The 24,756-nt window shown below is 66.6% G+C and carries 21 protein-coding genes, 1 tRNA gene and 1 other RNA gene; 10 read left to right on the top strand and 13 right to left on the bottom strand.

Annotated elements, in window-relative coordinates:
* Window positions 1-94: 94 nt before the first annotated feature.
* An RNA gene (gene ffs, locus ACFQS4_RS15795) (signal recognition particle sRNA) lies at window positions 95-406 on the top strand.
* Between the two features lie 407 nt (window positions 407-813).
* On the opposite strand, the gene ACFQS4_RS15790 is transcribed toward ffs, so the two are convergent.
* The 3 genes from ACFQS4_RS15790 to ACFQS4_RS15780 form a co-directional block, all read right to left on the bottom strand.
* Complete coding sequence (locus ACFQS4_RS15790; protein ID WP_500194198.1) at window positions 814-1,743, bottom strand: mechanosensitive ion channel family protein; 930 nt, start codon at window positions 1,741-1,743, stop codon at window positions 814-816.
* Window positions 1,740-1,994, bottom strand: a complete 255-nt coding sequence (locus tag ACFQS4_RS15785; protein WP_500194196.1) for a YhbY family RNA-binding protein — start codon at window positions 1,992-1,994, stop codon at window positions 1,740-1,742. The genes ACFQS4_RS15790 and ACFQS4_RS15785 overlap by 4 nt, the downstream gene beginning before the upstream one ends.
* 62 nt (window positions 1,995-2,056) lie before the next feature.
* Window positions 2,057-2,332, bottom strand: a complete 276-nt coding sequence (locus tag ACFQS4_RS15780; protein WP_500194195.1) for a ribonuclease P protein component 4 — start codon at window positions 2,330-2,332, stop codon at window positions 2,057-2,059.
* Window positions 2,333-2,487: 155 nt separating this feature from the next.
* Between ACFQS4_RS15780 and ACFQS4_RS15775 the strand changes: the two genes are divergently transcribed.
* Window positions 2,488-4,380, top strand: coding sequence for an ABC transporter substrate-binding protein (locus ACFQS4_RS15775; RefSeq protein WP_500194193.1), 1,893 nt, complete (start codon window positions 2,488-2,490; stop codon window positions 4,378-4,380).
* The gene (locus ACFQS4_RS15770) at window positions 4,380-5,216 is read left to right on the top strand and encodes a phosphatase PAP2 family protein (protein WP_500194191.1); all 837 of its coding nucleotides are present in this window, start codon (window positions 4,380-4,382) and stop codon (window positions 5,214-5,216) included. The genes ACFQS4_RS15775 and ACFQS4_RS15770 overlap by 1 nt, the downstream gene beginning before the upstream one ends.
* Window positions 5,217-5,371: 155 nt before the next feature.
* Here the strand turns inward: ACFQS4_RS15770 and ACFQS4_RS15765 are convergent, their stop codons facing one another.
* From ACFQS4_RS15765 to ACFQS4_RS15755, 3 genes are all read right to left on the bottom strand, one after another.
* Window positions 5,372-5,791, bottom strand: coding sequence for a hypothetical protein (locus tag ACFQS4_RS15765; protein WP_500194189.1), 420 nt, complete (start codon window positions 5,789-5,791; stop codon window positions 5,372-5,374).
* Between the two features lie 95 nt (window positions 5,792-5,886).
* A complete protein-coding gene (locus ACFQS4_RS15760; protein ID WP_500196636.1) occupies window positions 5,887-6,657 on the bottom strand; it encodes a DUF2797 domain-containing protein in 771 nt (256 codons plus the stop codon).
* Window positions 6,658-6,813: 156 nt separating this feature from the next.
* Window positions 6,814-6,990 carry a hypothetical protein gene (locus ACFQS4_RS15755; protein WP_500194187.1) on the bottom strand — a complete coding sequence of 59 codons (177 nt, stop codon included), beginning with the start codon at window positions 6,988-6,990 and terminating at the stop codon, window positions 6,814-6,816.
* Between the two features lie 150 nt (window positions 6,991-7,140).
* Here ACFQS4_RS15755 and ACFQS4_RS15750 point away from each other — a divergent pair, with 150 nt between their 5' ends.
* Both ACFQS4_RS15750 and ACFQS4_RS15745 read left to right on the top strand, forming a co-directional pair.
* Complete coding sequence (locus tag ACFQS4_RS15750) at window positions 7,141-7,473, top strand: BsuPI-related putative proteinase inhibitor (RefSeq protein ID WP_500194185.1); 333 nt, start codon at window positions 7,141-7,143, stop codon at window positions 7,471-7,473.
* Window positions 7,474-7,530: 57 nt separating this feature from the next.
* Window positions 7,531-8,547, top strand: a complete 1,017-nt coding sequence (locus ACFQS4_RS15745; RefSeq protein WP_500194183.1) for a DUF5787 family protein — start codon at window positions 7,531-7,533, stop codon at window positions 8,545-8,547.
* Window positions 8,548-8,611: 64 nt separating this feature from the next.
* On the opposite strand, the gene ACFQS4_RS15740 is transcribed toward ACFQS4_RS15745, so the two are convergent.
* From ACFQS4_RS15740 to ACFQS4_RS15730, 3 genes are all read right to left on the bottom strand, one after another.
* Window positions 8,612-9,436, bottom strand: a complete 825-nt coding sequence (locus ACFQS4_RS15740; protein ID WP_500196633.1) for an MBL fold metallo-hydrolase — start codon at window positions 9,434-9,436, stop codon at window positions 8,612-8,614.
* Between the two features lie 169 nt (window positions 9,437-9,605).
* Entirely contained in the window at window positions 9,606-11,696 is a 2,091-nt protein-coding gene (locus ACFQS4_RS15735; protein ID WP_500194181.1) for a CocE/NonD family hydrolase, read from the bottom strand.
* 191 nt (window positions 11,697-11,887) lie between these two features.
* Window positions 11,888-13,342, bottom strand: a complete 1,455-nt coding sequence (locus ACFQS4_RS15730) for an ATP-binding protein (RefSeq protein WP_500194179.1) — start codon at window positions 13,340-13,342, stop codon at window positions 11,888-11,890.
* 423 nt (window positions 13,343-13,765) lie between these two features.
* On the opposite strand from ACFQS4_RS15730, the gene mptA reads away from it, so the two are divergent.
* Both mptA and ACFQS4_RS15720 read left to right on the top strand, forming a co-directional pair.
* Window positions 13,766-14,701, top strand: a complete 936-nt coding sequence (gene mptA, locus ACFQS4_RS15725; RefSeq protein WP_500194177.1) for a GTP cyclohydrolase MptA — start codon at window positions 13,766-13,768, stop codon at window positions 14,699-14,701.
* A 130-nt stretch (window positions 14,702-14,831) separates the two neighbouring features.
* The gene (locus ACFQS4_RS15720) at window positions 14,832-16,496 is read left to right on the top strand and encodes a hypothetical protein (protein WP_500194175.1); all 1,665 of its coding nucleotides are present in this window, start codon (window positions 14,832-14,834) and stop codon (window positions 16,494-16,496) included.
* A gap of 35 nt (window positions 16,497-16,531) precedes the next feature.
* Here ACFQS4_RS15720 and ACFQS4_RS15715 read toward each other — a convergent pair whose 3' ends face one another.
* The 3 genes from ACFQS4_RS15715 to ACFQS4_RS15705 all read right to left on the bottom strand — a co-directional run bounded on the left by ACFQS4_RS15715 (window position 16,532) and on the right by ACFQS4_RS15705 (window position 20,011).
* A complete protein-coding gene (locus ACFQS4_RS15715) occupies window positions 16,532-17,338 on the bottom strand; it encodes an ABC transporter ATP-binding protein (protein WP_500194173.1) in 807 nt (268 codons plus the stop codon).
* An 83-nt stretch (window positions 17,339-17,421) separates the two neighbouring features.
* Window positions 17,422-18,225, bottom strand: a complete 804-nt coding sequence (locus ACFQS4_RS15710; RefSeq protein ID WP_500194171.1) for a TrmB family transcriptional regulator — start codon at window positions 18,223-18,225, stop codon at window positions 17,422-17,424.
* Between the two features lie 79 nt (window positions 18,226-18,304).
* Window positions 18,305-20,011: a DUF255 domain-containing protein gene (locus ACFQS4_RS15705; RefSeq protein WP_500194169.1), complete on the bottom strand. Its 1,707-nt coding sequence runs from the start codon at window positions 20,009-20,011 to the stop codon at window positions 18,305-18,307.
* Between the two features lie 136 nt (window positions 20,012-20,147).
* On the opposite strand from ACFQS4_RS15705, the gene ACFQS4_RS15700 reads away from it, so the two are divergent.
* Both ACFQS4_RS15700 and asnB read left to right on the top strand, forming a co-directional pair.
* Window positions 20,148-20,231, top strand: a tRNA-Leu gene (locus tag ACFQS4_RS15700).
* Window positions 20,232-20,423: 192 nt separating this feature from the next.
* Window positions 20,424-22,292, top strand: a complete 1,869-nt coding sequence (gene asnB, locus ACFQS4_RS15695; RefSeq protein WP_500194167.1) for an asparagine synthase (glutamine-hydrolyzing) — start codon at window positions 20,424-20,426, stop codon at window positions 22,290-22,292.
* 27 nt (window positions 22,293-22,319) lie between these two features.
* Here the strand turns inward: asnB and ACFQS4_RS15690 are convergent, their stop codons facing one another.
* The gene (locus ACFQS4_RS15690; RefSeq protein WP_500194165.1) at window positions 22,320-24,278 is read right to left on the bottom strand and encodes an ATP-binding protein; all 1,959 of its coding nucleotides are present in this window, start codon (window positions 24,276-24,278) and stop codon (window positions 22,320-22,322) included.
* Window positions 24,279-24,456: 178 nt separating this feature from the next.
* Between ACFQS4_RS15690 and ACFQS4_RS15685 the strand changes: the two genes are divergently transcribed.
* Window positions 24,457-24,720 (top strand): hypothetical protein, encoded by a 264-nt coding sequence (locus ACFQS4_RS15685; RefSeq protein ID WP_500194162.1) that lies wholly within the window; start codon window positions 24,457-24,459, stop codon window positions 24,718-24,720.
* Window positions 24,721-24,756: the final 36 nt, after the last annotated feature.

Raw genomic sequence — 24,756 nt, 5'->3', positions numbered from 1 at the left:
CGAAAGTGAGAGCAAGAATCAGGATGGCAGGCGGGTGAGAACAAAAAACGAGAACGAGAGACGAAAGGGCCTTAAGGTACGGTCGACTATCCAGATGTGGACTAGGTCGGGCAGTTAGGCCCTGCTCACAACCCACGGTATGGCCTTCAGTGGGGACCGAAGCCCGCGGGCGTCCGGTCAGACCGGCCGGGGCCCCGGGAGCCAACGTGGAAGCCTCGTCCGTCGGGGACAGCGGTCGACCATGACCGTCCGCAGGGACGACTCATCGTCGTTAGCCGGCGACAGCCCATCAGGCGCGGAAGCGAGCAGTGGACCGCCGGACACCTGTCGCTCGACGGGTTGCGGGGTGGAGGAGGCAACCAGGATTCCCCCGGCCGGAACGCCGGGCAACCGCGGGGTCCATCATTCATACCGACCTTTTACACTGCAGTCTACCTCGCCAGCGCCAGCAATGCTGGCGCATGGCTCGGCGTCCCTCGGTAAAAGCTCGGCCAAAAGCACTCCTCCCTCCCCTTCACTCACTTCGTTCGCTTCGGGTCAGTCGTCGGCCCGCTCGCTCACTGACTCACGGGCTTCGCCCGTCGTCTTTTCGCGGCGCCTTGCGCCGCGCTCCCGTTCGCTCGCGGTGAGTACAGTGGCGATCGCCTGCCCCTCCCCGGGTCGCGCCCCGCTCGCGATGCTCGCGGAACGCTCCCGGCCATTTGTCGCGGGTCCTCTTTGTCGGTGGCACGGCTCGAGAGTCAACGGGGAACTCGAGTCTCGAGCAGGAGGGTTGTCGAAGCAGTCGAAGCGGTCGAAGCGATTGAAACCAGGTCAGTCGTCGGCCATCTCGAGCATCGCCGGATTACTGACCTGCAACCCACCCTCGAGCGTTCGGACGGGGTAGGGGATGTCGATGCCTGCCTCGTCGAATCGCTCCTTGACGCTGGTGACGTACTCCGCACGGGTACGGACGAAGTCGGACCGCGAGGGGTTCGCGATCCAGAATCGCGACTGGAGGCCGACGTCGGAGTCCCCGAGTTCGGTGAGTCGAACCGAGGGGCCGGGGTTGTCCATAATGTCGGGGTGGTTTTCGGCTTCCTCGATGATGATGTCCGTCGCCTCCTGGATGTCGTCGCCGTAGCCGATCCCGAAGACGAACTTCAGGCGGAGTTTGTCCGCCTCGACGGGGTTCTTGAGGACGTTCTCGGTGAGAAGGCTGTTCGGCACCGTCAACAGTTCGTTGTCGAAGGTGCGAACGCGGGTGACGCGCAAGCTGATGTCTTCGACGACGCCCGAATAGGTGCCGTCGTCCCACTCGATCCAGTCCCCGATGCGGAACGGTTTGTCGGTGTAGATGAAGATCCCGGCGACGAAGTTCGAGATGACGTTCTGGAGCGCGAGGCCGACCGCGAGCGCTCCCGCGGCAGCGATCCCGGCCATCGACACGAGGAAGTTGCCGTAGTCGGCGGCGCCGAACGCGATGGCGATGCCGAGAAAGAGGATCGCGAACCTGGTGACCACCAGCAACGGCTTCTGGGCGTGCCGGTCGAGGCCGCGGCGATCCATCGCTCGCTCGACCAACGGGACGACGACCGCCCGGCCGACGAACCAGACGAGGAGCAGCGTCACCAGGAAGACCAGACCGCTCTCGAGGGTCGCCGCGAGCGTCTCGTCGACCCCGGAGAGCCGATCGAGTTGCTGCCCGATCGGTCCAAGGCCGCCCTGTAGGAGCGTTCCAGCCCCAATCTCGCCGCCGATCATCGATGGATCACTGCCGTGTGCCCTCGCGTATCGATCAACTGCCCGTTGACCCGCTCGGCGAGGTCGGCTGCCTTCTCCTCCGTGGAACTGCCCGCTCGAGCCGCCCGGAGGAACTTGACTTTGACGAGGTTCTCGTTCGCGAGCTGGTCGTTGAGTTCGTCGACCACCGCGTCGACGCCGCTCTTCCCGACCCAGACGGTGACGTCGAGGTCGTGTGCGCGGCGCTTGAGTTCCTGCTCGTGATCGTTCATGAACCGCTCTATGTGGGCGGGCGGTTTCAATGTTCGCGATTCGAAAAACGCCCGACCGACCGTCACTCGTATGGATATCGCGCCTGGCTCCCGCAGTCGCAGGTGACGACGACGTGGCCGTCGCGCAGGCGAGCCCGGGCGTTCTTCCCCGGACGGAGGTAGGCGTCGCAGCCGTCGCAGGTGAAGCGCTTGAACTGCCGCGGGAGTTCGAGTCGATTTCGTTCGGCGATTCGGCGAGCGAGCCTGACGTAGGCGCTCGCCCGCTCGTCGTCGCCGTCGGCGGCGGCCGCTCGAGCGAGGGCGTGGAGACGGTCGATTCGCTCAGCGGCGACGCTCATCGTCGGTTCGTTTGGCCGTCACCTGTAACTAGGTACCGAAATTCGGCGGCCACAGACGGAAACGGCGACCTCGCGTGCCAGAGGACGCAACGTGGACGTGTCGATGCCGCAATACTGTTATACGGGCCCCGGTGAACTACTCGTGAGAACAGACCGTGATTCCCAGTGGGACAGCGACCGCCGACGGCGGAGACGCGACCGCGATGGACCGACGCTCCCTGCTCGCCGCGACCGCTGCCGGCTGCTCGCTGTCGCTGAGTGGCTGCGTCCGCGAGCTTCGAAGCGCCGTCAACCGGGACCGACTCGAGCCGCTCTCGGTGACGATCACGACCCAGCCGGCCGACGGCGACCGGCAGTCGATTCAGCTCAGCCGGGATATCGCCGCAAACCTCGAGGCCGTCGGGATCGACGTCCACGTCGAACTCCGATCGCCCCAGGAGCTCCGCCGGCAGGTCCTGGTCAACCACGATTTCGACCTGGTGGTGGATCGCCACCCCGGCGGCGCGGACCCCGATTTCATGTATGAAGCGCTCTACTCCCGGTACGCGGAGGAGTCGGGCTGGCAGAACCCCTTCGGCGTCACGAATATGGCGATTGACGACCTGCTCGAGCGCCAACGCCAGGTTGCGGGTACGGACCGCCGCGAGGTAGTCGAGCAACTGGCGACACTGGTCGCCCGCGAGCAGCCGTTCGTCCCCATCTGCCGACCCGACGAGGTTCGACTGGTCCGCACCAGTCGATTCGACGGCTGGCGTGACGAGGACATCACGACGCGACTCGGCTACCTCGGGCTCGAGCCAGTCGGCGAGGGCGGAGCGTTACGTGGAGCAATCATGGATGCCGCCCCCTCACAGAACGTCAATCCGCTTTCGGCGCCGTACCGGGGACCGGACCCGGTCGTCGACCTCGTGTACGATCCGCTCGTCATCGAGCCGCCGGGTGGTGACGAGGTCGTGGCGTGGCTCGCCGAAGACTGGACCTGGGACGGTGGTGAGGGTGGTGGCGACGGTGACGGTAGCGGTAATGACGACGAGAACGGAGACAGCGATGCCGGCGAGAACGGTGGCGGCGATGGCGGCGACAGCGACAACGGCGACGACAACAACAACGGCACCCTCGAGATTACCCTCCGCGAGCACGCCTTTCACGACGGCGAGTCGGTGACGGCGGACGACGTCGAATTCACCTACGAATTCCTCGCAGACACGTCGATGGGATCGAGCGACGTTCCGGCCCCCTCGCCGCGATACCGGGGCCGAACCTCGGCCGTCCAGTCGGTCGACGTGCTCGACGAGCGAACGCTCGAGTTCGTCGTCGACGGCACCGAAGCCATCGCCGAGCGGGCGCTCGTGGCACCCATCCTCCCGCGACACGTCTGGGAATCGCGATCCGACCCGCCGAGCGTGCCCGGGGTTCGCCTCGCACAGGGAACGACCGAGGCGCTCGTCACGAACAACTTCCCGCCGATCGGCAGCGGCCCCTACCAGTACGCTGACCACGAGGACCGCCAGCACCTCACGCTCGAGCGCTACGCCGACCACTTCACGACCCGCGAGGACGTGGACCTGCCGGCGCCGACCGCTGACTCGTTCCGAGTCCAGATTGACCCGCGGAGCACCTCCGCCATCTCGCTGATCCGGGACGGGGACTCCGACGTCACCATCTCGCCGCTCGAGACGTACGTTCTGGACGACCTCGAGGCCGAGGGCGACGTCGAACGGATCGAGTCGGAGACGGCAGCGTTCTACCACCTCGGGTTCAACGTCCGGCGCGCGCCGTTCGGCGACCCGTACTTCCGTCGGGCAGTCGCCGGCGTGATCGACGAGGCATGGCTCGCCGAGACGGTGTTTCACGGCCACGCCGACCCGGTCGCGACGCCGCTGTCCCCCGAGTGGACGCCGTCGTCGCTGGCGTTCGGTGACGAAAACGAAGACCCCGTCGTCCCCTTCCACGGCTCCGACGGTGAACTCGACGTCGACGCCGCTCGAGCGGCGTTCGAGGACGCGGGGTACCACTACGACGGCGACGTCCTGGTGGTGAGACAGTAATGTTCCTCCAGACGCTCGGCCAGGTGGTCGTCGTCGTCGCCGCCATGATCGTCGTCTCGACGGCGGCGTTCGCGGGTCGCCAGCGACTGGTCGAGACCGTCGGGGACTGGCGTCGCCGCGTGGTCGAGACCGTCCCGATCGTGCTCGTCCTCGCGAGCGTCTTGCTGTTCAACAGCGTCGCCAGGGACCTCGCCCCCGAGGTCTCCTGGATGATCGGCTGGGAACTCACCTGGACGATCCACGACATCGAGGGCGACTTCATCCTCTGGCTGCAGGCCCAGGCGACCCCCGAGCTGACGGCGTACTTCTCGTTCATCTACATCTACGGCTACGTCTTTGTCCTCGTGTTTCCGGTAATCGCCTACTTCCTGCTCCCGAACACGCGCCCGCTCCGGGAACTGCTCGCGGCCTACACCCTCAACTACACGCTCGGCCTCGTCTGCTACGTGTTCGTCATCGCCTACGGTCCCCGGAACATGATGCCCGAACTCATCCAGGCGCTGCTGTACGACACGTACCCGCAGTACCAGCACCTCACCCGCCAGGTCAACCGCAACACCAACGTCTTCCCCTCGCTCCATGCCTCGCTCTCGACGACGGTCGCCTTGCTCGCCTACCGAACACGCGAGGTCTACCGTGGCTGGTTCTGGCTCGCCGTCTGGCTGGCCGTCAGCGTCTCGCTCTCGACGATGTACCTGGGCATCCACTGGGCTATCGACGTGGTCGCGGGCATCGGCCTCGCCTGGCTCGCCGTCGAACTCTCGACGCACCTCGTGGGTCGCTGGTCGGTCTACGACGGACTCGAGCGTCGCGGGCTGTGGAATCGGAGCCGCTGAGCGACGTCAGAGAAGCGGATTCAGGAAGCGGATCCGGGAAGGCGACTCCAGAGAATCGGGAGACCTGGACGACGTCTCGCCAACGCCGACGTCAACGTCAACGTCGAGCCTGTGGCTCTCGAACCAGGAATTGGTAGAAGCGTCGAAATCGGCGCTCAGTCGTCCTCGAGCGCGTCGGCGATGCGGTTAAGCGCGCGGGTCTGGTCGCGCAGTTCGTCGCGGACCTGTCGAACCTCGCGGACGAGTTCCTCGTTGCCGACCTCGTCGCCGCCGCGACCACCGGGGCCGCCTGCTCCTGGCCCGCCGGGTCCGCCGCCCATCATGCCGCCCATCATCTGGGCGAGGGGGTTGCCGCCCATGCCGCCGGGTCCACCGCCACCGCCACCGCCGAACGGACTCTCCGGTGGCCCCTCGCCCTCCTCGGCTTCCGCCTCGCGTTTTTCGCGGATTTCTTCGACGCGCTCGCGGAAGGATTTTTCCTCGCCGTCGCTGTCGCCGTCTCCGCTGTTATCGACGTCGACGTCGACGTCGGTCTCCTCCCCCGCGTCGGCGTCATTGTCGTGATCGTCTGCCATACTCGTCCTTCTCGAGCGCGGCGGAAAAGGATTGTTATCTCGGGAGTTTTGACGCCGGAACCCGGTCGAGTGCGGCCTCGACCGGCGGGCGAGAATCAGCCTCGAGTGGCGAACGACCCGAGCGACGACTGGAGCCGCCGCCCCTCGGTATCGGCGGCCTCGAGTTCGTATCCCACCAGGTCCCGCATGTCGACGACGTAGGCTGTCCCGCCGCGCTCCAGGACGAGCAATCTTCCCTTCGTGCCGACGACGGTCCCTGCGCCGATGGTCTCCCGGACGGGGCGATGATCGAGGTCGAGGTCGTACGCGAAGTCGAATCGGTCGATCACGTCGAACGCGTCGCGGGCGAGCAACGCGTCCCAGGCGTCACCGTCGACCGCGCTGGCCAGCGTCTCGACCTTCGCGTCGGTTCGGACGCGGTCGACCAGCCCCTGTTCGCGGGTGATCTCGGCCTCGAGTTCGCGAGCGATACGGCCGTTCGAGACGGTGTGGACGTGAGCAGCGCGGTCGGCCCCCTGCTCGCGAAGCCGGGTCTCGAGCCGCCACGAGCGGGTGACGCCGACCTTGAACGTCGTCGGCGCGAACGCCGCGAGGTAGACCGCGTGTTCCTCGTAGCAGTCCATCTCGTCTTTCAGGCAGGTGCCGGTACACCGGGCGCAGACCCATGTGCTCGTGTGGTACTCGCAGTAGGGTGCTGCCGGGCGATCACAGGGGTGGTGGACGTCGCCCTCGAGCGAGCCGGCGCAGTGGCGGTCGCCGAGAGCGTACTCGAGGACGGTGCCCGGCTCGAGGGCGAGCGGCGTGACGGTTCGGTCGTCCCTCGCGGTCGCTTCGGGGTCGCTGAGTAGCAAAACGGCGTCGGTCAGCGGCGTCGGTTCGTTCGGTTCGTCGGCTGCACTCGAGGCGGCATCCAATATCTCGACGTTCGCCCCGTCCGCCGACACCGGCCGGCGCGGTCTGTACCCGACGACTTGCACGGTCGTCCTTCGGACCCGCGATAGAAAGCCGTGACGCTCGCCCCGTCAGGGCCACTCGCACGCGGCGCCGACGGTCAACGCCTGCTCGTCGATGTACGCCGCCAGACACGCGTAGTTGCAGAACTGGCCCGCCCGTTCGCGGCCCTCGTCCGTCGCCTCGCTCACGAAGACGGGGTCGTGACACTCCACGTCGCTGCCGCAGTAGGTGCAGTCGGTGGCCATACCCGTCAATCGACCGGCGAAGAGGAAGGTGTTACCCTGCGACGCTCGTCGGGAGCGTCGACAGCCGTGCCGCAACAGCCAGGACGGAACGAGAGACTATATTTCGGCGATAGCACAAGGAATATAGTCCAAGGGGCGGAACCACTGACCATGACACTCGAGGGCACGCTCGACGTGACCGTGACGGACGGCGTTCCGACGTTCGCATTGACGGTCGAGAACACCGGTCCGGACGACGTCACGCTTCAGTTTCGAAACGGCTGCAAGGCTGACTTCGCAGTCGAAGACGGCGGCGCCGAGCGCTGGCGACTCACGAATACCCGCATGTTCACGCAGGTGCTCTCCCAGGCCGACCTCGACGCCGGCGAGGCCACCACGTTCGAGGCAACGGGCGACGAACTCGAGCCCGGGCAGTACGTGGCCGTCGGCGAGTTGAACGCGAACAACTACGACTGCACGGCTCGAGCCGAGTTCTCGGTCTGAGGCGACGGACGTGGGCGACGCCACAGGCTTATGCCCGTTCCGCCCCCAGCCCAGACAGTGAGCGAGTTTGCGTTCGAACTCGAGCTGTGTGCGGCCCTCGAGGCGCGTCGAGAGGGAATTCTCGCCCGCCAGCTCGGCGGGAGCATCGCCAGTCCCGGTGCCCGTATCCTCGATGTCGTCCACGTCGAGCCGGGCCCCGAGTTCGACCGGCGCACGACGATTACCGCCGATTCGATCCCCGACGCGGCGCTCGAGGCCGACGTGGGCACGGGACGGGCGCGCTACTGGAAGGACTGCTTCGACTGCCACCCCGAACGGGCCCGCCGGGCGGTCGAGCGCGCCGTCGAGATCGGGTTCTTCGAGTCCGAACGTCGAAACGGGCGGGAGTACGTCCGGCAAGTGGCTCGCTATCCCGACTGGTACGGGAAACTGGTGGGAATCGAGAACAAGCCGGATCTGGGCCGACCGGGCGACCTCGAGGCCCAGTTGCGCCTCGACGCGAGCCTCGCGCTGGTCGACGAGGCGGTGCTGGCGACGGAGAGTTACGTGACGCGAGCGCACCTCAACCGGATCCCCGAGGCAGTGGGCGTCTGGCGGGTGCACCGCGACGAGACGGCGCCAACGAGTGACGAGACGGGCCCGGTAGACAATACTATAGAAATTGAAGTGATACGCGACCCCGCTCCGTTACCGAACACGACGGCCGGCGTCGAACCCCTCGAGTATCACCCCGGACGGACCGACATCGCGGTGGTTTCGCCGGAACGGAAGGCTCGAGCCAGGCGGCGACTCGCCGAGCGAGCGTACGGAAAGGGGTGGCGAACCTACGAGTTTCCCGGGTGTGCGGCCTGCGCGCCGCTCGGGCGAGACGGCGCGACCCTGCCGCACTGCCGGTGGGCCGGCCGCGTCGTGGATGCGAGTTCGGAGTGTGGGCCAGCGTGTCCGGGCTACGAGTCGGTCGAGGAGCCCACTATCCGGGTCGACCTCGAGGCCGAGCGCGACGAACGGACGCCGTGGGTGGCCGATCCGGCCGGAAAGCGGCGCCGACAGTCGGGACTGGATCGGTTCTCGTGATCACTGAGCGGGTGAACATTGGGCGGGCGCTGACTCGAGGAAGGGGAGAGGGAAGTAAAGAGGTCTACAGCGAGTAGCGCTCCCCGTCCACCGCCAACGGCTCCTCGAAGGCCTCCTCCGCCGGGTAGAAGTGCGCGAGGTGCACCAGTCGGGTGCGCTCGGCCGCGAGTTCGTCGGCCAGCGCGAGTGCCCCCTCGCGCGTCATGTGTTTCGTTCCGAACGTCCGCGGAACCCCGTCGGGTCCTTCGTGGCGGCCACCGATGGGGTGCTTGTCGGCGAGGTGTGCCGGAACGATGGCCTCCGCGAGCAGGAGATCGGGGTCGGCGAGGACGGCCCGCGAGTCGTCCGGGATCGCGTAGCTGGTGTCACCCGTGATCGACAGCTTCGCACCCGTCTCCGGGTCCTCGACCGCCAGCCCGTAACAGACCAGCGGCGGGTGAACGACCGGAACCAGCGTGACCTCGAGCCCGCAGGTCGAAAACGGCTCGAGCGGTGTCCGCGGGTGGACGGTCACGGCCTCAAGGTAGTGGTAGTCCGCGTCGACGGTCTCGGCGACGCTCTTTCCCGTCTCGGGGTCGGTCTCGTTGGCCGCGTAGACGTCGAGGTGACGGAGCAGGCGGAAGACGTTGCCCAGCCCATCGAGGTGGTCGAAGTGAATGTGCGTGATGATCGCCGCGTCGGGCAGGGAGACCTCGTCGCGGAGAAACTGGTAGCGAAAGTCGGGACTGGCGTCGATCAGGAGGCACTCGCCCGTTCGCTCGTTCTCCACGTGGACCGAGAATCGAGTGCGCTCGATGCCGCGCTCTCGGGCCAGCCGACAGGTCTCGCAGTCACAGCCGACGGTGGGCGTCCCGGTGGTGTCGCCCGTGCCGAGCAGCGTCACCTCCACGGTCAGGGCCACCTCCGGGACCGGGCGCTCGAGGGAGGGAACGTCATCGGCGGGAGATACGGCCGTGGGGGATAAGGGTGTTACCCGCTCCCGTTCAGGGATCCGTCGATCGGCCTCCGGGCGGCCTCGAGCGCACCCGGTCCGAAGGCCTCGAGTGACCTCGAGGGGCTCAGAGCGACGTGTCGAGACCGACCACGGTGACCGACGCCGTCGTCCCGGACGCGCTCGCCCAGAGGTCGCCGCTCGCGCTGTACTCGAGCGGGCCGAACTCGTGCTCGCCCGTCTCGGCGGGAACCTCCGCGTAGTAACGCACCGAGTCGCCCGCCTCGAGCAAGTCGTCGAACTCGACGTACGTCGTCCCCTCGACCTCGGTGATCGAGTGGTCGTCGCCGCCTACCACCGTCCAACCGTCGGGGAGGCGGTCGCGAACCAGGGTCGCCTCCGTCGTCGAGTCGACGGTGAGGTCGATCCTGGCCGTCTGGCCGGCGGTGTAGGCCGACGAATCCTGCTCGCGCGAGAGGGTCGCGGTGGGGAACGTGGGCGCATCGAGGCCCTCGGCGATGGCGTCGAACCGGAGACACGACTCCGAGAGGACGACCTGGTTCGTCGACTCGTTGTCGGGGTCGTGTCTGACCCAGTCGGCGTTGTCGGAGGCGACGACGACGCCGAGTCGGGAATCGGCCTCGAGGGTCCAGTCTATGTCCCAGCAGGCGAGCGGGACGCGGTAGGCTCCGTCCGTCGGCGTCGGGGACTCCTCGTCGATACCGTCTCGGAACCGCGAGTTCCAGAAGCCCCGAGCAAAAGGCCGGGTACTCCCGTCGGACCGGCGCTCGTAGACGACGGCCGTGAACCAGGTGTCGTCGCTTGAGGCGACCAGCAGGTCCGCGGTGACGTGCCCGGCGACTCGCACCGACTCCTCGAGGCGCGGGCTCTCGAACATGAGGTGGTCGGGCCCGGACGACCGTTCGGCGAACATCCCGTCTTCGTCCACGGGCGGCGAGGCATCTTCGAAGCTCGAGACGCCGGTTCCCAGCAAATCGAGTTCGCCCGCTTCGGGGTCGTCGCGGACAAGCGGGAACGCCGTCTTCTCGGCGGTAGCTGGCGGCCAGACGTCGAACTGCGTCCGTGGCGAGGACGCCGACTGGACGTCAACCGGCGGGAGGTCCATCACGTCAGTCTCGACGCCGTCGACCAGCCAGTGGTCGAACCAGGCGTGATACATCGCCGGGCTGTCGGGGTACTGTCCGGCGGCGTGACCCCAGTCGCCGACCACGAGCCGTTTCGGGTGGTCGTCGGGGAGCGCCTCGTAGAACCGCGTCGATCCCCAGCGTTTGACGTTGCGGTCCTCCCAGCCGGCCTCCATCATCACGGGGCACTCGACATCCGCGGCGCGTCGGCGGTAGTCGCGCTCGATCCAGAACTCGTCGTAACTGGGATCGTACTCGTAGGATCGGATTTCGTGCTCGAGCCGGTTGCTGGGCTCGACGCGGGTCGTGAGCGAGTCGAGCAGTTCTTCGGGGTACTCGACCGCCGCCGGCGGGATAAGGCCGAAGCCGAAGTCGAACAGCGTCGGCGTCCCGTAGGTGTCCCACGGGCAGGCGCCGTGGAACCGATAGTCGTACCAGCGGTCGATGGCGACCTGCGGGACAATGGCCTGCAGGTGTTCGGGGGCTTCGATCGCGGCCGCCAGCTGGGTCGTCCCGTCGTAGGAGCCTCCGATCATCCCAATGTTCCCGTTGGTCCACTCCGCCTCGCCGAGTGCATCGATCAGTTCCTTCCCGCTGAGACGCTCGCGGATGCCGCCGTAGTCGTAGTAGCCCCCCGAGTTGCGCGTCCCGATGAGGTCGAACTGGGCGCGGGCGTAGCCACGCGGCACGAAGAAGTCGGCGATGGCGCCCTTCGCGGGACTCTCGCCGCCATTGAGCGCCTGGTAGAGGTCGTTGTACGGCGAGTACGTGAGGATCACCGGCACGTCGGAGACGGGTTCGCCGTCCGCGTCGGTTGGGCGGATGACCTCACCGTACAATGACGGTGACTCGGTCACCTCCTCACCGTCCCGGTTCTCGAAAGTGAACTCCACCTCGATGGAGTGTGACTCGGGGTCGCCGAGGTCGTAGCGCGGTTCGGTCTCCCCGCTGGTGGTTTCGATCCCGTCTGTCGCCGCGATGGGCGCGGATCCGAGCAGACCGAGCACGCTCGCTCCGGCGAGGGCGCCGGACGCTTTCAGAACCGATCGCCGATCGACTGGCTGCCGTGACATACGCTGGAGCACAACAGTAGCTCTAAAGAGAGTGTTGACAATCTCGTCAAAACGTTCGTGACGATTCTCGAGGGTCGATTGGGGCCGCGATCACTGCGCCGAAGCGGCCGCTTACACGTCGACACGCGGTTCGGTATCTCGAGTCGGGAATATGCCGCGGCCAGTGATCGTGGTCGTGGTCGTGATCGCAGTCAGTGGTCGTGGTTGTGATCGTGCGAGTGCCCACCGTCGCTCGCCGCACCCAGGTCCCCGCCTGCGACCAGCGCCTCGTGATCGCCGTCGATCATGTCCATGTTCTTCAGGTTGTCCCGTTCCTCGAAGTCCTGGACGGCCTCGAGGAGGTCTGCCTGAGTCAGCGTCGTCCGGTTCTCTGTCAGGGCCTCGAGGACGGCCTCCCGCATGACCATTCGGAGGTCGCTCCCGGTCATCCCCTCGGTCGCGTCGGCGACCGCGTCGGGGTCGAACTCGTCGATGTCCATCGCGTGGGTGATGACCCGCAGGATGTCCGAACGCATCCCAGTGTCGGGTTTGGGGAAGTTGACGATCTCGTCGAAGCGCCGCCACGCCGCGGCGTCGAGTTGGTCGGGGTGGTTCGTCGCCCCGATCAGGAGGACGTCGTCCTGAATGAGCGAAACGTTGTCGATGCTCTTGAGCAGGGTGTTGACCGCCCGTTTGAGCGCAGCGTGTTCGTCGCTTCGGCGGGTCTTGGCGACGAAGTCGAACTCGTCGATAAACAGGATACATGGCGAGAGCCGCTTGGCGACCTCGAACGTCTTGTCGACGTTTTTGGCCGTCTCCCCGAGGTACTGGCTGGTGATCATCGAGAGTTTGACCTCGACGAACGGCAGGTCCATGTCGTGAGCCAGCGCGCGGGCCGTCGACGTCTTCCCGGTGCCCGGCGGGCCAACGAACAGCAGTTTTCCGATTTCGCGCAGGCCGATCTGGGCGAGGTAGTCGCGGTGTTCGATCGCTTTGGCGATCTTCTCGATTTCGGACTCCTGGTTCGGCGTCAACACCAGATCGTCGAGCGTGATGTCGACCTCCTCGGGCGCACGCACTTCCACGAGGTCGAGCATCTCCTCGTCTTCCTCGTCCTCGAAGTACTCCTGAAGCAGGCCGTCGATCCACACCCGGTCCGCCTGGATCGGGCGGTTCTGCTCGCGGGCAGCCTCGTAGTTCACGTCGAAGGCGAGGTCCTCGTGCCCCTCGAAGTGCTTCGCGAGCGTCGGGTTCGCCTGGATGCGTTCGGCGTCGGTTCGCTCGAGGTACCACCGCTCCGCGAGGTCGCGTTCGGTGAGCGAGATCGACCCCGAGAAGTCGTCGCGCTCGGTGAACATGAGGTCGCTGACGGCGTTCCACGGGCGGTCGACGCCGGTGGCTTCGCGAATGGTCGTGTTGGTCGCCGACAGCGGGCGGGAGATGCCGCCGCGGTGGCGTCGTTCGCGGCCGGAACCCGCGCCTGTGCTCGCGGCGTCGCCCGTTTTGGACGCGTCGTCGGTGTCGTCATCGTCGGTCCCACCGGCGGCGCCCGTCCAGAAGACCCGGCGGATCGCCGGCGGGAGGTCGTTTTCGTCGAGAGAACGGTCGTTCGAGTAGATGCTCGCCGTGAGCAGGAACTCGACGACCTCGAGCGCCGGAGTACTCATTCGCGGAACCTAGTCACCACACGCCCTTAATCCCGTCGTCACGGCCCGACGCGACGGTCGTGGTCGAGGACCGAACGGCTCGTTCCCGTCGTCGACGGTCCGAGAGCCTGCGAGCGCCGTCGCTCGAGGAACGTGACGGTGTCAAAATGCCCTTCATAGCTCTATCTTGTGACCAGAACCACTTAAAGGCGAGAGAGGTGCTACCGAGGTGCACGGGTTGGCCCGGCGCGGTGGCTCGCGAGGGAGAACGACGCCAAAATGCCCTTCATAGCTCTACCTTGTGACCAGAAGTACTTAAAGGAACGATCGGGGTCATCGTTCGCCCGAAAGCGAGGGGTCGAAAGTACCGGAGTTATCGTCCGTGAGCTCGACAGATGAGCCCCTTCCGAAAGGCCTAATCGCGTTCTGGCCCGAGTGCGACCAATGAGTCACCAGTTGCCCGACGTCCAGGCGAGCGCGCCCGACGTCACCGTCGGACTGAGCCAGGTCGGCGTCACCGGCGTCGAGAAACTCGTCAAGATCGCCCGCGAGGACAAACGCCCGCTCGTGTTCACGGCGGAGTTCGAGGTCTTCGTCGATCTCCCCGCCTGGCGCAAGGGCGCGGACATGAGCCGTAACATGGAGGTCATCGACGAGACCCTCGAGGAGGCCACCCGCGAGGAGGCCTACCGCGTTGAGGACGTCTGCGGCGACGCTGCCGAGCGCCTGCTCGAGAAACACGACTACACCTCGAAGGCTGAAGTCTCGATGAAGGCCGAGTTTATGCGCCGCGAACAGACGCCGGCGAGCGACCGGGAAACCCAGCACACCGTCGATGTCATCGCCTCCGCGACGGCCACCGAGGAGGGAACCCGCGAGGAGGTCGGTGCCCGCGTCGTCGGCATGACCGTCTGCCCGTGCTCCCAGGGGATGTCCGTCGCGCGAGCGAAGCAGAAACTCGAGGACCTCGACGTGCCCGAGGAGAAAATCACGGAGTTCCTGGACGAGGTTCCTCAGCCGGGTCATTCCCAACGCGGCCACGCGACGCTCACGATCGAATCCGAGGGCGCGCCGGACGTAGACCTGAACGACGTGATCGACGTCGCCCGGGACTCGATGAGCGCGCACATCTACAATCTCGCGAAGCGCCCCGACGAGGACCACATGACCTACGAGGCCCACAGCGACGCGAAGTTCGTCGAGGACTGCGTCCGCGCGATGGCCGAGGGCGTTCTCGAGGAGTTCGGCCACCTGCCTGACGACGCGGTCGTCCGCATGTCCCAGTCGAACGACGAGTCGATCCACCAGCACAACGCGCACGCCGAGCGCGTCGTCGACTTCGCGACCCTGCGAGCGGAAGCGAACGGCGACGGTCAGTAGCGAGGTGACAGCGGACCGAACGATTTACGCGGGCGGCCCGCACAGGGGGGCCTATGTGCCGCCCCCTGATTCGTAACCCACTCCAAGCGTCGCTCGAGGCGGAACCTCGTTCGCTCGAGGTGACGGCCTGATGGGGTTCGTCCCCGCCACGATCGCCACGACTGAGTACCGGCGAACGGTTCGCACGGTCGTCGGCGACCGAACGAAGCTCCTCCTGAGCGTCGGGATCCTCCTGGTTGCCCTCGGCCCGATGATGGCCGTCGGCCTCCTCCTGTTACCGGTCGCGGGCGAAGCGCTGGCCGCGGGGCCGGTCGAACCGATCGCCGGGTTCACCGTCGCGGACGTCGTCACCGGCGGCGTCGCGATGGCGTGGATCGGACTGGTCGCGTTCGCGACGATCCGCGTCGTCTCGACCGTAGCCAACCTGGACGAACCCGCACTCGTCCTGACGGCGACCCCGATTCGAACGCTCGTCGTCGGCCTCGTCGGGTCGGAACTGCTGGCCTTCGGAACCTGGTTGCTCCCGATTTCGGTGCTGCTGTCGGGTGCGTTCGCCTACGGGACGGGTACGATCTGGCCCGTCCTCGTCGCCCCGGCGACGGTCGCCGTGCTGTTCCTGTCCGCCTTCCCGGTCGCGTTCGCCCTCGGCGTCGGAATCCGCCACCTCATCACCGTCTACGAGCCGATCGCACGCTACCGCACCCCGATTCTCGTCCTCGTCGGCGCGGCCTACTTCGGGTCGATCGCCCTCGGCTGGTTCGACCAGGTCACCGGCGTCCTGTTCGACCTCCTCGACGGGACGCCCCTCGGCTGGCCCGGCCACCTCCTGCTGGCGGGCCTTCCGAACGTCACGTTCTCGATGCCACGCGCCGTCGTCGGCGTCGTCGGTTCGGTGGCGCTCGCCGCGCTCGCCATCGTCGTCGGCACCCGTCTCGCTGCCATCCACTGGCGGTCCGATCCGTTCCGCGAAGACGAAGACGAGCGCGTCGTCGCGGAACACGCCGGCGAGAGCCGACTTGCGAGCCTGCTCGAGCCAGGCCTGAGCCAGCCGGTTCGAACCGTCGCCGTGACGGCCCTCCGCCGAACGAAGCGCGCGCCCATCCGCCTGCTGTACGTCGCCTACCCGCTGTTCATGGCGGCCTTCTTCGTCCAGGAGATCGCTCGAGCGGGGACGATTCCGTCCTATATCGCCGTGCTCACCTGCCTGTACGTCGTCTGGGGCGCCGGCGCGTTCGTCTCGCTCAACCCGCTGGGCGACCTCGGACCGGCACTGCCAGCCGTTCTCACGTCGACGGTCTCGGGTCGACAGATGGTCGCCGGCCGCCTCGTCGCGAGCGCCCTCGTCGCCGTCCCCGTCGCCGTCGTCGTCAGCCTCGCCGTCGGCCTCGTGAGTCCGCTGTCGCTCGAGCGGGTCGCCCTGCTGGTTCCCGCGACGACCGTCGGCGCCGTCGCCGCGCCCGCGCTGGCCGTCGGTATCGGCTCGCTGTTCCCCCGATTCGGCAGCGTTACCATCTCCTCGAACCGGGAGGCGGTTATGCCGAGCAAGTCCGCGTTCGTCGCCTACACGCTCGCGCTCGTGATTCCGATCGGGGCGTTCGGTATCATCTACACCGACGCCGCCGACCCAGTTACGTCAGTCGCGACGTCGCTGGTCACGATGGCGCCAGTCGTGACGTTCACCGTTCCGGGCGCCGCCGTCCTCGTGCTCGCCTGGGTCGCGCTCCTCGCGGGACTCGCCGGGCCGGCGCTGTCGGCGGGCTACGCGGTTCGTGCGTTCGACGGGTACGTCAGCTGATCGCGGTTAGGCCAGGCCCAGGATCGAATCCCGGCTCAGACTCGTTTTTCGGCACCTCGAACCGCCGCCTCGCTGTCGTCGGTGATCTCGAGGAAGGCGTCCTCGAGGCTCCCGCTCTCGCCGGTTTCGGCCCGGGACTTCAGCGTCTCGGGGTCGCCCTCGGCGACGAGGGTCCCCTCGTGGAGGACGCCGATGGTGTCGGCGAGTTCGTCGACGACCGAGAGGATGTGCGTCGAGAGGAAGATAGTCATCTCTTGGTCGGCCAGGTCCGCGATGGTGTCTCGCATCGTTCGGGCCGCCCGCGGGTCGAGGCCGCTAGTCGGCTCGTCGAGGAAGGCAACGGCGGGTTCGTGGAGGACCGCCTGGATCACGCCCACTTTCTGGCGCATCCCTTTCGAATAGGCGTCGATGCGCTTGTCGGCGTCCTCGAGCAGGTCGAAGCGCTCGAGGAGGGACTCGATGCGCTCGCTCGCCTCCGCTTTCGGGAGATCTCTGAGGCCCGCGACGTACTCGAGTTGCTCGCGGCCGCTGAGTTCGTCGTAGATCGGCGGCTCCTCGGGGAGGTAGCCGATGTGCGGGGTGACGGCGTTTCGGTCGGTGACGTCGTGACCGGCGACGCGGGCCGTCCCGGAGGTGGGGCGGGTGAGCGTCGTCAGCATCCGCATTGTCGTCGTCTTGCCGGCCCCGTTCGGCCCGAGAAAGCCGTAGACGGTGCCGCGCGCGATTTCGAGGTCGAGGTCCGAGACGGCGGTCTCGTCGCCGTAGCGCTTGGTCAGGCCTCGAGCCTCGATTGCGGGGGCAGAGGTAGAGATCGACGAGTCGGCGGGCGACGTGGGGGACATACGCCGGGGTTCGAGCGTTCGGTCCTAAAGTGTTGCTACCGTGACCCGATTCCGACGTGGCAATGATGCTTCTCTCACTCGATTCAGAACGAGAGCGGTATCGCCTCCTCCCATCGGGGGAGGAACTTCTCGTGGACGTCGGCGGCGAACTCCGGATCCTTGAGGTCGATCATACCGAACGCCTCGCCCGATCCGAGCGGATTCGGCACCTGGATTACCACCTCGACGTCGTCGATGACGTTGAACGACCCGCGGACGTCCTCGTTCGTCCGCACCGCGAAGTCCTCGCGCTCTTGCAGGGCCTCCTGGTACCGACGCCCGACGGTCGGCGAGAGAGCGTTGACCAGGCTCCGACTCATCAGGACGTTCACCGAGACGCCCCTGTCGAGGGCCGCCTCGAGGTGAGCCAGCACCTCGTCGCCGACCGTCCGGATGTCCACCTGCGGGGAGGGGTCGGCGGCGACCATCACGATGTTCCGGTCGGCCGCGGCCAAACGTTCGAGCAGGAGGTCGATCGTCTCGTCGGGACCGACCGCAGCCGTCCAGAACTGCTCCTCGACGGGTTCGGCCGCGTCGAGTTCGTTCGCGAGGTCGTCGACGATGGACTCGTACTGCTCGGCCTTCTCCTCGAGTTCGCGCTTTTTGTCGTCGAGCAGGCGGTCGAGGGCCGTCGCCGGTTCGACGGCAACGTACTTCTTCGGGCGACTGGCCGTCTGGCTTCGCACGAGATTGTACTGTTCGATGCTGTTGAGGACGTCGTAGATCCGCCCCATTGGTACGTCGCTCGCGCGCGACAACTCCTTCGCCGTTGTGGGACCGGTGTTGAGCAGGGCCCGGTACGCCCGTGCTTCGTACTCCGAGAGGCCGAGGTCCCTGAGTGTGGCCATACTACTCTCTCGAGAGGCGACGTCCATAAACGCTTGGATAGTTTGACCGCCCGGCGAGTTCCCCAAAAGGAAGGAAAACCTACGCCAGGAGGTTCGAGACGCGATCACTCAACTCTGCAGGCGTTGTCGCGGGCTCGGTTGTTCGCGACCCGCGTTCGGCGATCGCCGCTCCCTCGGGCACGTCCGAGACGTCAGCGGCGTCGGGGACGACGACCTTCTCGTGATCCGCGATGCGACAGGCCGCCCGGTGGAGGTCCGAACCGGCCGGCGCTCCAACCCTGATCACGAGCGATCCCTCGAGCACGCGCGTTGCCACGCTCGCGTAGCGGGCGACCTGAACCGAAAAGCGATCGCTCGCCCCGGCGAACGCCTCGAGGGTCTCGCGAGCGACCCGTTCGTAGCGATCCTCGCCCGTGATCGCCCCGAGGTCGAGCAGGGCATCCGCGAGTTCGACGTTCGCGTCGAGCGGTCGCAGGGGGTGCTCGAGCAGCCCCGCGCCGGATCGAGGGCCGTCGACGAACGAGTCGCCGACCCGGAGCCGGTCGATCGTCGCGTCGGCGACGGCGACCGCGTCGTCCACTGTGTCGGCGCCGAGGATCGATCGCGCGTTCGTCAGCGCCTGCAGAACTCGGGCCTGGTCAGCGAGCAGTCCGCGCTCGCTCTCGACGTTCCATCCACCGGTGGCCCCGACCGGTCGATAGTGGGTGACGACACCATCCTCGAGCATCGCGTCTCGAAGCGTCTCGAGGGCGCGTTCGGCGTACCGCCCGGCGCGCTCGTCGTCGGTGTAGGCCCGGTAGGTGCACAGGGCGTCGATCGCGAGCGCGTTCGCTCCCGCGAAGACGGTTTCGTCGACGGGGGGCTGGTCGACCGCCTCGCGGTCGCTCGCCTCGAGGACGTGGGATTCGGGATCGCCGGGGGCCTGGCTGCCGGCGAAGGCGCCGCCGAGGGACCGGCCGTCGCCGTCGTCCCCGTCCTCACCGCTTTCTGGCACCCACAGCGTCGTCGTCAGATACTCGAGCGTCCGCTCGGCCGGCTTTCGGTAACTGTCCTCGCCCGTGTAGAGGTAGGCGTTGGCGAACGCCCGCAGGAGCGCCGCGTTCGAGTCCAGGAGCTTCTCGTGCTGGAGACCGGACCAGTCCTTGCCCGTCGCGAAGCGGTAAAAGCCCCCTTCGTACTCGTCGAGCAGGTTCGCCGAGACGGCGTCGAACGACCGCAGCGCCATCTCCCGGTCGCGCTTGAGCGCGAACTCGAGGGCGTCCGGCAGCGGGAACTTCGGTTCCTCGCCCCAGCCGCCGGCGACCTCGTCGTATTGGTCGGTGAGCTGGCCGAGCATCTGGCGCTCGACGTCCGCCGTGAGCTGCCCTGCCGGCGGTTCGGTGTCCTGTAACGGCCGCGGAATCGACCCCGCATCGGCACCCTTCGTCTCCCACACCGACCGAACACGCTCGAGCACCTGGCGAAGGCCGTCGTGACCGAGGTAGCCGGCACCCGTCAGGATGGAGCCGTCGGGGGCGAGAAAGACCGTCGAGGGAAACCCGCCCATGTTGTACCGGTCGCGCACCCGCGGGTGGCGGTCGACGTCGACGCGGACGGGGACGAACCCGTCGTTGACGTTGGCCGCGAGCGTTGGCACGGCGTAGGTCTCGGCGTCCATCTCGTGACAGTGGTCGCACCAGGTCGCCGTGAGCGAGAGCAAGATTGGGACGTCCCGGTCGGCCGCCTCGTCGAAGGCGTCGGCTCCCCACTCGCGCCACTCGACCCGCGTGACGTCGTCCGTTTCCATACTCGAGGGTGGCCCGTCGTGCGTGTAAGGGCTTCGAAGGCGCTCGAGTTGTCGCAGTTGGAGTTTTCTCGAGTGTACGAAACCGACACCGAAACGCACAACCCCCATCGGTGGCAATCCTCGAGTTGCCTTCTGTGCGAGGGTAGCCAAGCAGGCCAACGGCGGTGGGCTTAAGACCCGCTCTCGTAGGAGTCCTTGGGTTCAAATCCCAACCCTCGCATCGCTGTGCGAGCAACTCGCGAGCAACAGCGATCGGTCAGTTGAAGTTCAAACTCAGTCCCCGAGCAACGTTCCTCACACACAACGAGACAGTTCGTTCTGGAATATAGTCGTCTCCCGAACACATATCAGGAAGCCACTACGACGCGGTAGCGACGACATAACAACGACCCAAACGCCGAATGCCGTTCGTATGTGTGGCATCGTTGGTGCGTACGGTCGGGTCGACGAGGAGACGCTCTCGTCGATGCTCGAGTGGATCGAACATCGAGGACCCGACGACGAAGGTAAGTATATCGACCGCGACGCAGGGGTAATGCTGGGGGCGCGACGCCTCGCCATCGTCGACCTCGAGGGCGGCTCCCAACCGAAGTGGAACGAGGACGAGACGGTGGGCGTCGTCTTCAACGGCGAAATCTACAACCACGACGAGTTACGAGCGTCCCTCCGGCGGGACGGCCACCGCTTCGAGAGCCAGTCCGACACCGAAGTCCTGGTCCACCTCTGGGAGGAGTACGGCGACCGGATGGTTGACCACCTCGAGGGCATGTTCGCCTTCTCCATCTGGGACGCTGAGTCGGAGACGATCTTTCTGGCTCGCGACCGGATGGGCATCAAGCCGCTGTACTACGGACGAACGGACGCGGGGTACGTCTGGGGGAGCGAACTCCCAGCGCTCCTGATCGGCGGCGTGAATCGATCCATCGACCCTGCGGCCGTCTTCAACCACTTCTCGCTCGAGTACGCGCCGGGCTCACAGACGCTGCTTCGAGACGTCCGGAAGGTAAAGCCGGGACATACCGTAGAGATCGGCCCTGACGGCGTCAAAGAGCGCGAGTACTGGAGTTTCCTCGACGTCGAGACCGGCAGCGCGACGACGAGTTTCGCGGCCGCCGCCGACCGACTGTCGACCCTGCTCGAGCGATCCGTCGAACAGCGCCTCATGGCGGACGTCCCCGTCGGGGCGTTCCTCTCGGGCGGCCTCGACTCCTCGGCGATCGTCGGCATCGCCTCGAACCTCCGGGAGGAGCCACTCGACACCTACTCCGTCGCCTTCAGCGACGAGCGCTTCGACGAGAGCGCGGAGGCCCGCCTCGTCGCGGATCACTTCGGGACGAATCACCACGAGGTGCACGTCGACCTCTCCTCGATGGACGTGTTCGACGACATGATTCGCCACCTCGGTGAACCGACCGGCCACCTACAGATGCTGCCACTCTTCTTGCTCTCTCAGCGCGCCCGCGAGGACGTAAAGGTCGCCCTGGCCGGTGAGGGCGCCGACGAACTGTTCGCCGGCTACTCGCGGTACCAGCAGGCGCCCCAGTACAAGCGGAAGGTCGACTTCCTCCCGAAGTTCACCCACGACGTCGCCGGCGCGGTCGCCACGGTGGCGCCCGTCGGTTCCAAACACCTGCAGTACTACTCCTGGCTGAAGGACAACACCGAACTCGTCCTCCACAACACCTGCGGATTCATGCCGTTCCGCCCCGAGCCGGACGACTTCCTCACGACGGGCGAAACCGCCGAGACGTCGGGCCTCCGCTCGAGCGTGAGCCAGGTGACGAGCCGGGTCGAGGATCCGACGCCCGAACAGCACATCTCGGCGTTCGAGACGAGCCAGACGCTCCCGAACTTCCACCTGTTCAAGGCCGACCACACGAGCATGGCCCAGTCACTCGAGCTCCGGGTCCCGTTCCTGTCCGCCGACATCGTGGAGTTCGCCCACTCGCTCCCGATCGAGTACAAGGCGACCGACCAGGACGTCAAACGCGTGCTCAAACGCGCCGTCGGCGACCTGCTTCCCAGGGAGATCCTCGAGCGCGAGAAGATGGGGATGCGACCACCCGTCGAGGACTGGTTCCGGGGAGACCACGACGCCATCGAACGGTGGTTCGACCGCGGGCGCCTCGAGCGGACGCCGTACGTCGACGCGGACAGGGCCGCGAGGTTGCGGGATCGCCACCGTCGCGGCGAGGAGTCGGTCGGGCGAACGCTCTGGCTGATCCTCACCTACGTCGCGTGGTATCACACGTTCATCGACGACGAGACGGCCATCGTTTGACTCGAAGCGGTTCCAGCGACCCGTTCGTCACTCTTCGGCTGCTGGAAGCGTAAACGAGAACGTCGACCCCTCGCCAGGCTCGGACTCGACCCAGAGGCGCCCGCCGTGGCGTTCGACGATCCGTTGACAGAGCGCGAGGCCGATACCGGTTCCAGCCTGTTCGTCGCGGCTGTGGAGGCGCTGGAACACCTCGAAGACCAGATTCTGGTCCTCGGGGTCGATGCCGATTCCCTCGTCGCGAACGGAGACCAGCCATCGCTGGCCGCGTCGATCGCCCGTCACTCGAATGCTCGGGGTTTCGTCACCACTGTAGGCAATCGCGTTCGTGAGGAGATTCTGGAACACCTGTCGTAACTGGCTGGCGTCGCCCTCGACACGGGGCAACGACCCGACGGCGATTTCGGCGCCGCTCTCCTCGATCTGGAGCTGGAGGTCCTCGATCACGTCGTCGACGACGTCGTCCAGGTCGACCGGTTCGAGCGGGTCGCCCTGCGTATCCACCCGGGAGTACTGAAGGAGGCCGTCGATCATCTCACGCATGCGGTCGGCGCCGTCGACGGCGTACTCGAGGAACTCCTCGCCATCCTCGCCGAGGTCGTCGCCGTAGCGCCGTTCGATCAACTGGAGGTAACTCGAGACCATCCGCAGGGGCTCCTGGAGGTCGTGAGAGGCGGCGTAGGCGAACTGCTCGAGGCGTTCGTTCGAGGCCTCGAGTTTTCGCTGGCGCTCGACCTGTTCGGTGACGTCCTGGGCGATGGTCATTCCGCCGAACACCGTACCGTCGTCGTCGGTGAGCGGAACGGCGCGAATAATCCACTCCCGGTGGGCGTACTCCACTTCGACCGTTCGCGTCTCGCCCTCGAGGGCGTCCCGGAACGCCGACTCGAGCGTCTCGCCGACTTCGTCCGGCCACACCTCCCTGACGAATTGCCCCTCGAGGTCGCTCGAGGAGACGGGCAGGTCGTCGAAGGCCAGCCCCGCGGCGAGCGTGTACCGGAGGTCGTCGTCGAACATCGTGACGATCCCGTTGGGAAAGTTCTCGGCGAGGGTGCGGTGGCGCTGTTCGGATTTCCTGAGTCGCCGCTGATGTCGCTTCCGTTCGGTGACGTCTCGATCGGAGACGATGATCGAGACGACGTCGCCGTCGTCGTCCGTCACCGGTCTGAAGGTCCCGTTGAGGGTGTACCGCTCGCCGTCCGGCCGGGTGAGGTCGGCCTCGAACTCGACGTACTCGCCCGCTGCGGCGCGTTCGGTCCACTCCTTTGCGTCGGCCCGGACGTCGTCTCCCTCGCCCCACCACGGCGTCTCCCAGAATATCTCGCCGGTCACGTCGGCGAGATCGGCGTCGATGTACTCCATCGCCGTCTGGTTGATGTCCATCACCGTCCCGTCCGGCTCGAGCAGCCCGACCAGGATGTTGGGGTCCTCGAAGACCGCCTGGAATCGCCGCTGCGTCCGCGTGTTTTCGATCGCCGTTGCGAGCACGTTGGCGACGCTCTGGACGAAGGTCGCGTCGTGCTCGGTGAACTCGCGTGCTTCGGTCGTGTGGACGCCCAAGACGCCCCACGGGTCGTTCACCGAACCGATGATGACGCTCACGCCGCTTCGGACGCCGTGATCGGTTAGCAGGTCAGGCCCGGAGAACCGCTCCTCCGTGCAAAGGTCGTCGACCACGACCGGCTCTTCCGTCAGGAGGGTGAAACCGGCCTGTGAGTCCTGGTCGGTCGGCACCGTCGCGGTTCCCACCAGCCCGTCGTCCCAGCCGACCCCCTGTCGAAGGAAGACCGCCTCTCCGTCGGGAAGCAACTCGAGGACCTTGGCGTAGTCGGCGTCGAGCGTCTCGACGACCGTCACCGTCGTGTCGTGCATCAGCTGATCGAGGTCGTCGGTCTCGAGCCCCTGTTGGCCGAGTTCGGCGATGGCTTCCTGCTGACGGATGTAGGCGGCAAGTGCCGGATCTGCGTCTCCGTACGGAGATGACGGCATTCACCCCTAAAGACCGCCGCGAAGCGTAAAAGCACTTGCATCAGCGACAGAACCTGTCAGTTTCGGGCATCGGGAGGCAAGCCGCAGGATCGGAAATCGAGGCCGCGGCCGGAACCTGCAGGGGCTACGGTTTCACGGCCTCCGTGTCTATCTCCACACCGAAACGAGTCGAGACGCCATGGCCGACCGAAACAGGGAATCAAAGCGGACGGCGAGCGCGAATCGAATCCGTGACAACCGACTCGCCGTCGCCGTCGTGGGCATCGCGCTCGCCGTCGTCGTCGCGAGCTGGTTGCTCGACCGGCTCGGCGTGTTCAGTCTCACCGACTTCCAGCCGCCAGGGCTCGAGGACTTCCCGCTGTTCGTCGTGTTCGGCGGCATCGTCGTCGTGATAGTCGTCTGGAGCCTCTGGCGACTCGGATCGATACTCGAGCTCAGGTGACCGCCCGGGGGCGACTCGACGGCTCTTTCTGCACTC

It is taken from the genome of Saliphagus sp. GCM10025317, from assembly GCF_042663665.1.
In the GTDB taxonomy this organism is placed as follows: Archaea; Halobacteriota; Halobacteria; order Halobacteriales; family Natrialbaceae; genus Natronosalvus.
This window is presented reverse-complemented; position numbering and strand designations above follow the sequence as displayed.

What these genes read in the sequence shown, in the direction of transcription:
- ACFQS4_RS15790 (WP_500194198.1), bottom strand. Translation starts at nt 1,743, where the DNA reads ATGATCGGCGGCGAGATTGGGGCTGGAACGCTCCTACAGGGCGGCCTT.
- ACFQS4_RS15785 (WP_500194196.1), bottom strand. Translation starts at nt 1,994, where the DNA reads ATGAACGATCACGAGCAGGAACTCAAGCGCCGCGCACACGACCTCGAC.
- ACFQS4_RS15780 (WP_500194195.1), bottom strand. Translation starts at nt 2,332, where the DNA reads ATGAGCGTCGCCGCTGAGCGAATCGACCGTCTCCACGCCCTCGCTCGA.
- ACFQS4_RS15770 (WP_500194191.1), top strand. Translation starts at nt 4,380, where the DNA reads ATGTTCCTCCAGACGCTCGGCCAGGTGGTCGTCGTCGTCGCCGCCATG.
- ACFQS4_RS15765 (WP_500194189.1), bottom strand. Translation starts at nt 5,791, where the DNA reads ATGGCAGACGATCACGACAATGACGCCGACGCGGGGGAGGAGACCGAC.
- ACFQS4_RS15755 (WP_500194187.1), bottom strand. Translation starts at nt 6,990, where the DNA reads ATGGCCACCGACTGCACCTACTGCGGCAGCGACGTGGAGTGTCACGAC.
- ACFQS4_RS15750 (WP_500194185.1), top strand. Translation starts at nt 7,141, where the DNA reads ATGACACTCGAGGGCACGCTCGACGTGACCGTGACGGACGGCGTTCCG.
- ACFQS4_RS15735 (WP_500194181.1), bottom strand. Translation starts at nt 11,696, where the DNA reads ATGTCACGGCAGCCAGTCGATCGGCGATCGGTTCTGAAAGCGTCCGGC.
- ACFQS4_RS15730 (WP_500194179.1), bottom strand. Translation starts at nt 13,342, where the DNA reads ATGAGTACTCCGGCGCTCGAGGTCGTCGAGTTCCTGCTCACGGCGAGC.
- mptA (WP_500194177.1), top strand. Translation starts at nt 13,766, where the DNA reads ATGAGTCACCAGTTGCCCGACGTCCAGGCGAGCGCGCCCGACGTCACC.
- ACFQS4_RS15720 (WP_500194175.1), top strand. Translation starts at nt 14,832, where the DNA reads ATGGGGTTCGTCCCCGCCACGATCGCCACGACTGAGTACCGGCGAACG.
- ACFQS4_RS15715 (WP_500194173.1), bottom strand. Translation starts at nt 17,338, where the DNA reads ATGTCCCCCACGTCGCCCGCCGACTCGTCGATCTCTACCTCTGCCCCC.
- ACFQS4_RS15710 (WP_500194171.1), bottom strand. Translation starts at nt 18,225, where the DNA reads ATGGCCACACTCAGGGACCTCGGCCTCTCGGAGTACGAAGCACGGGCG.
- ACFQS4_RS15705 (WP_500194169.1), bottom strand. Translation starts at nt 20,011, where the DNA reads ATGGAAACGGACGACGTCACGCGGGTCGAGTGGCGCGAGTGGGGAGCC.
- asnB (WP_500194167.1), top strand. Translation starts at nt 20,424, where the DNA reads ATGTGTGGCATCGTTGGTGCGTACGGTCGGGTCGACGAGGAGACGCTC.
- ACFQS4_RS15690 (WP_500194165.1), bottom strand. Translation starts at nt 24,278, where the DNA reads ATGCCGTCATCTCCGTACGGAGACGCAGATCCGGCACTTGCCGCCTAC.
- ACFQS4_RS15685 (WP_500194162.1), top strand. Translation starts at nt 24,457, where the DNA reads ATGGCCGACCGAAACAGGGAATCAAAGCGGACGGCGAGCGCGAATCGA.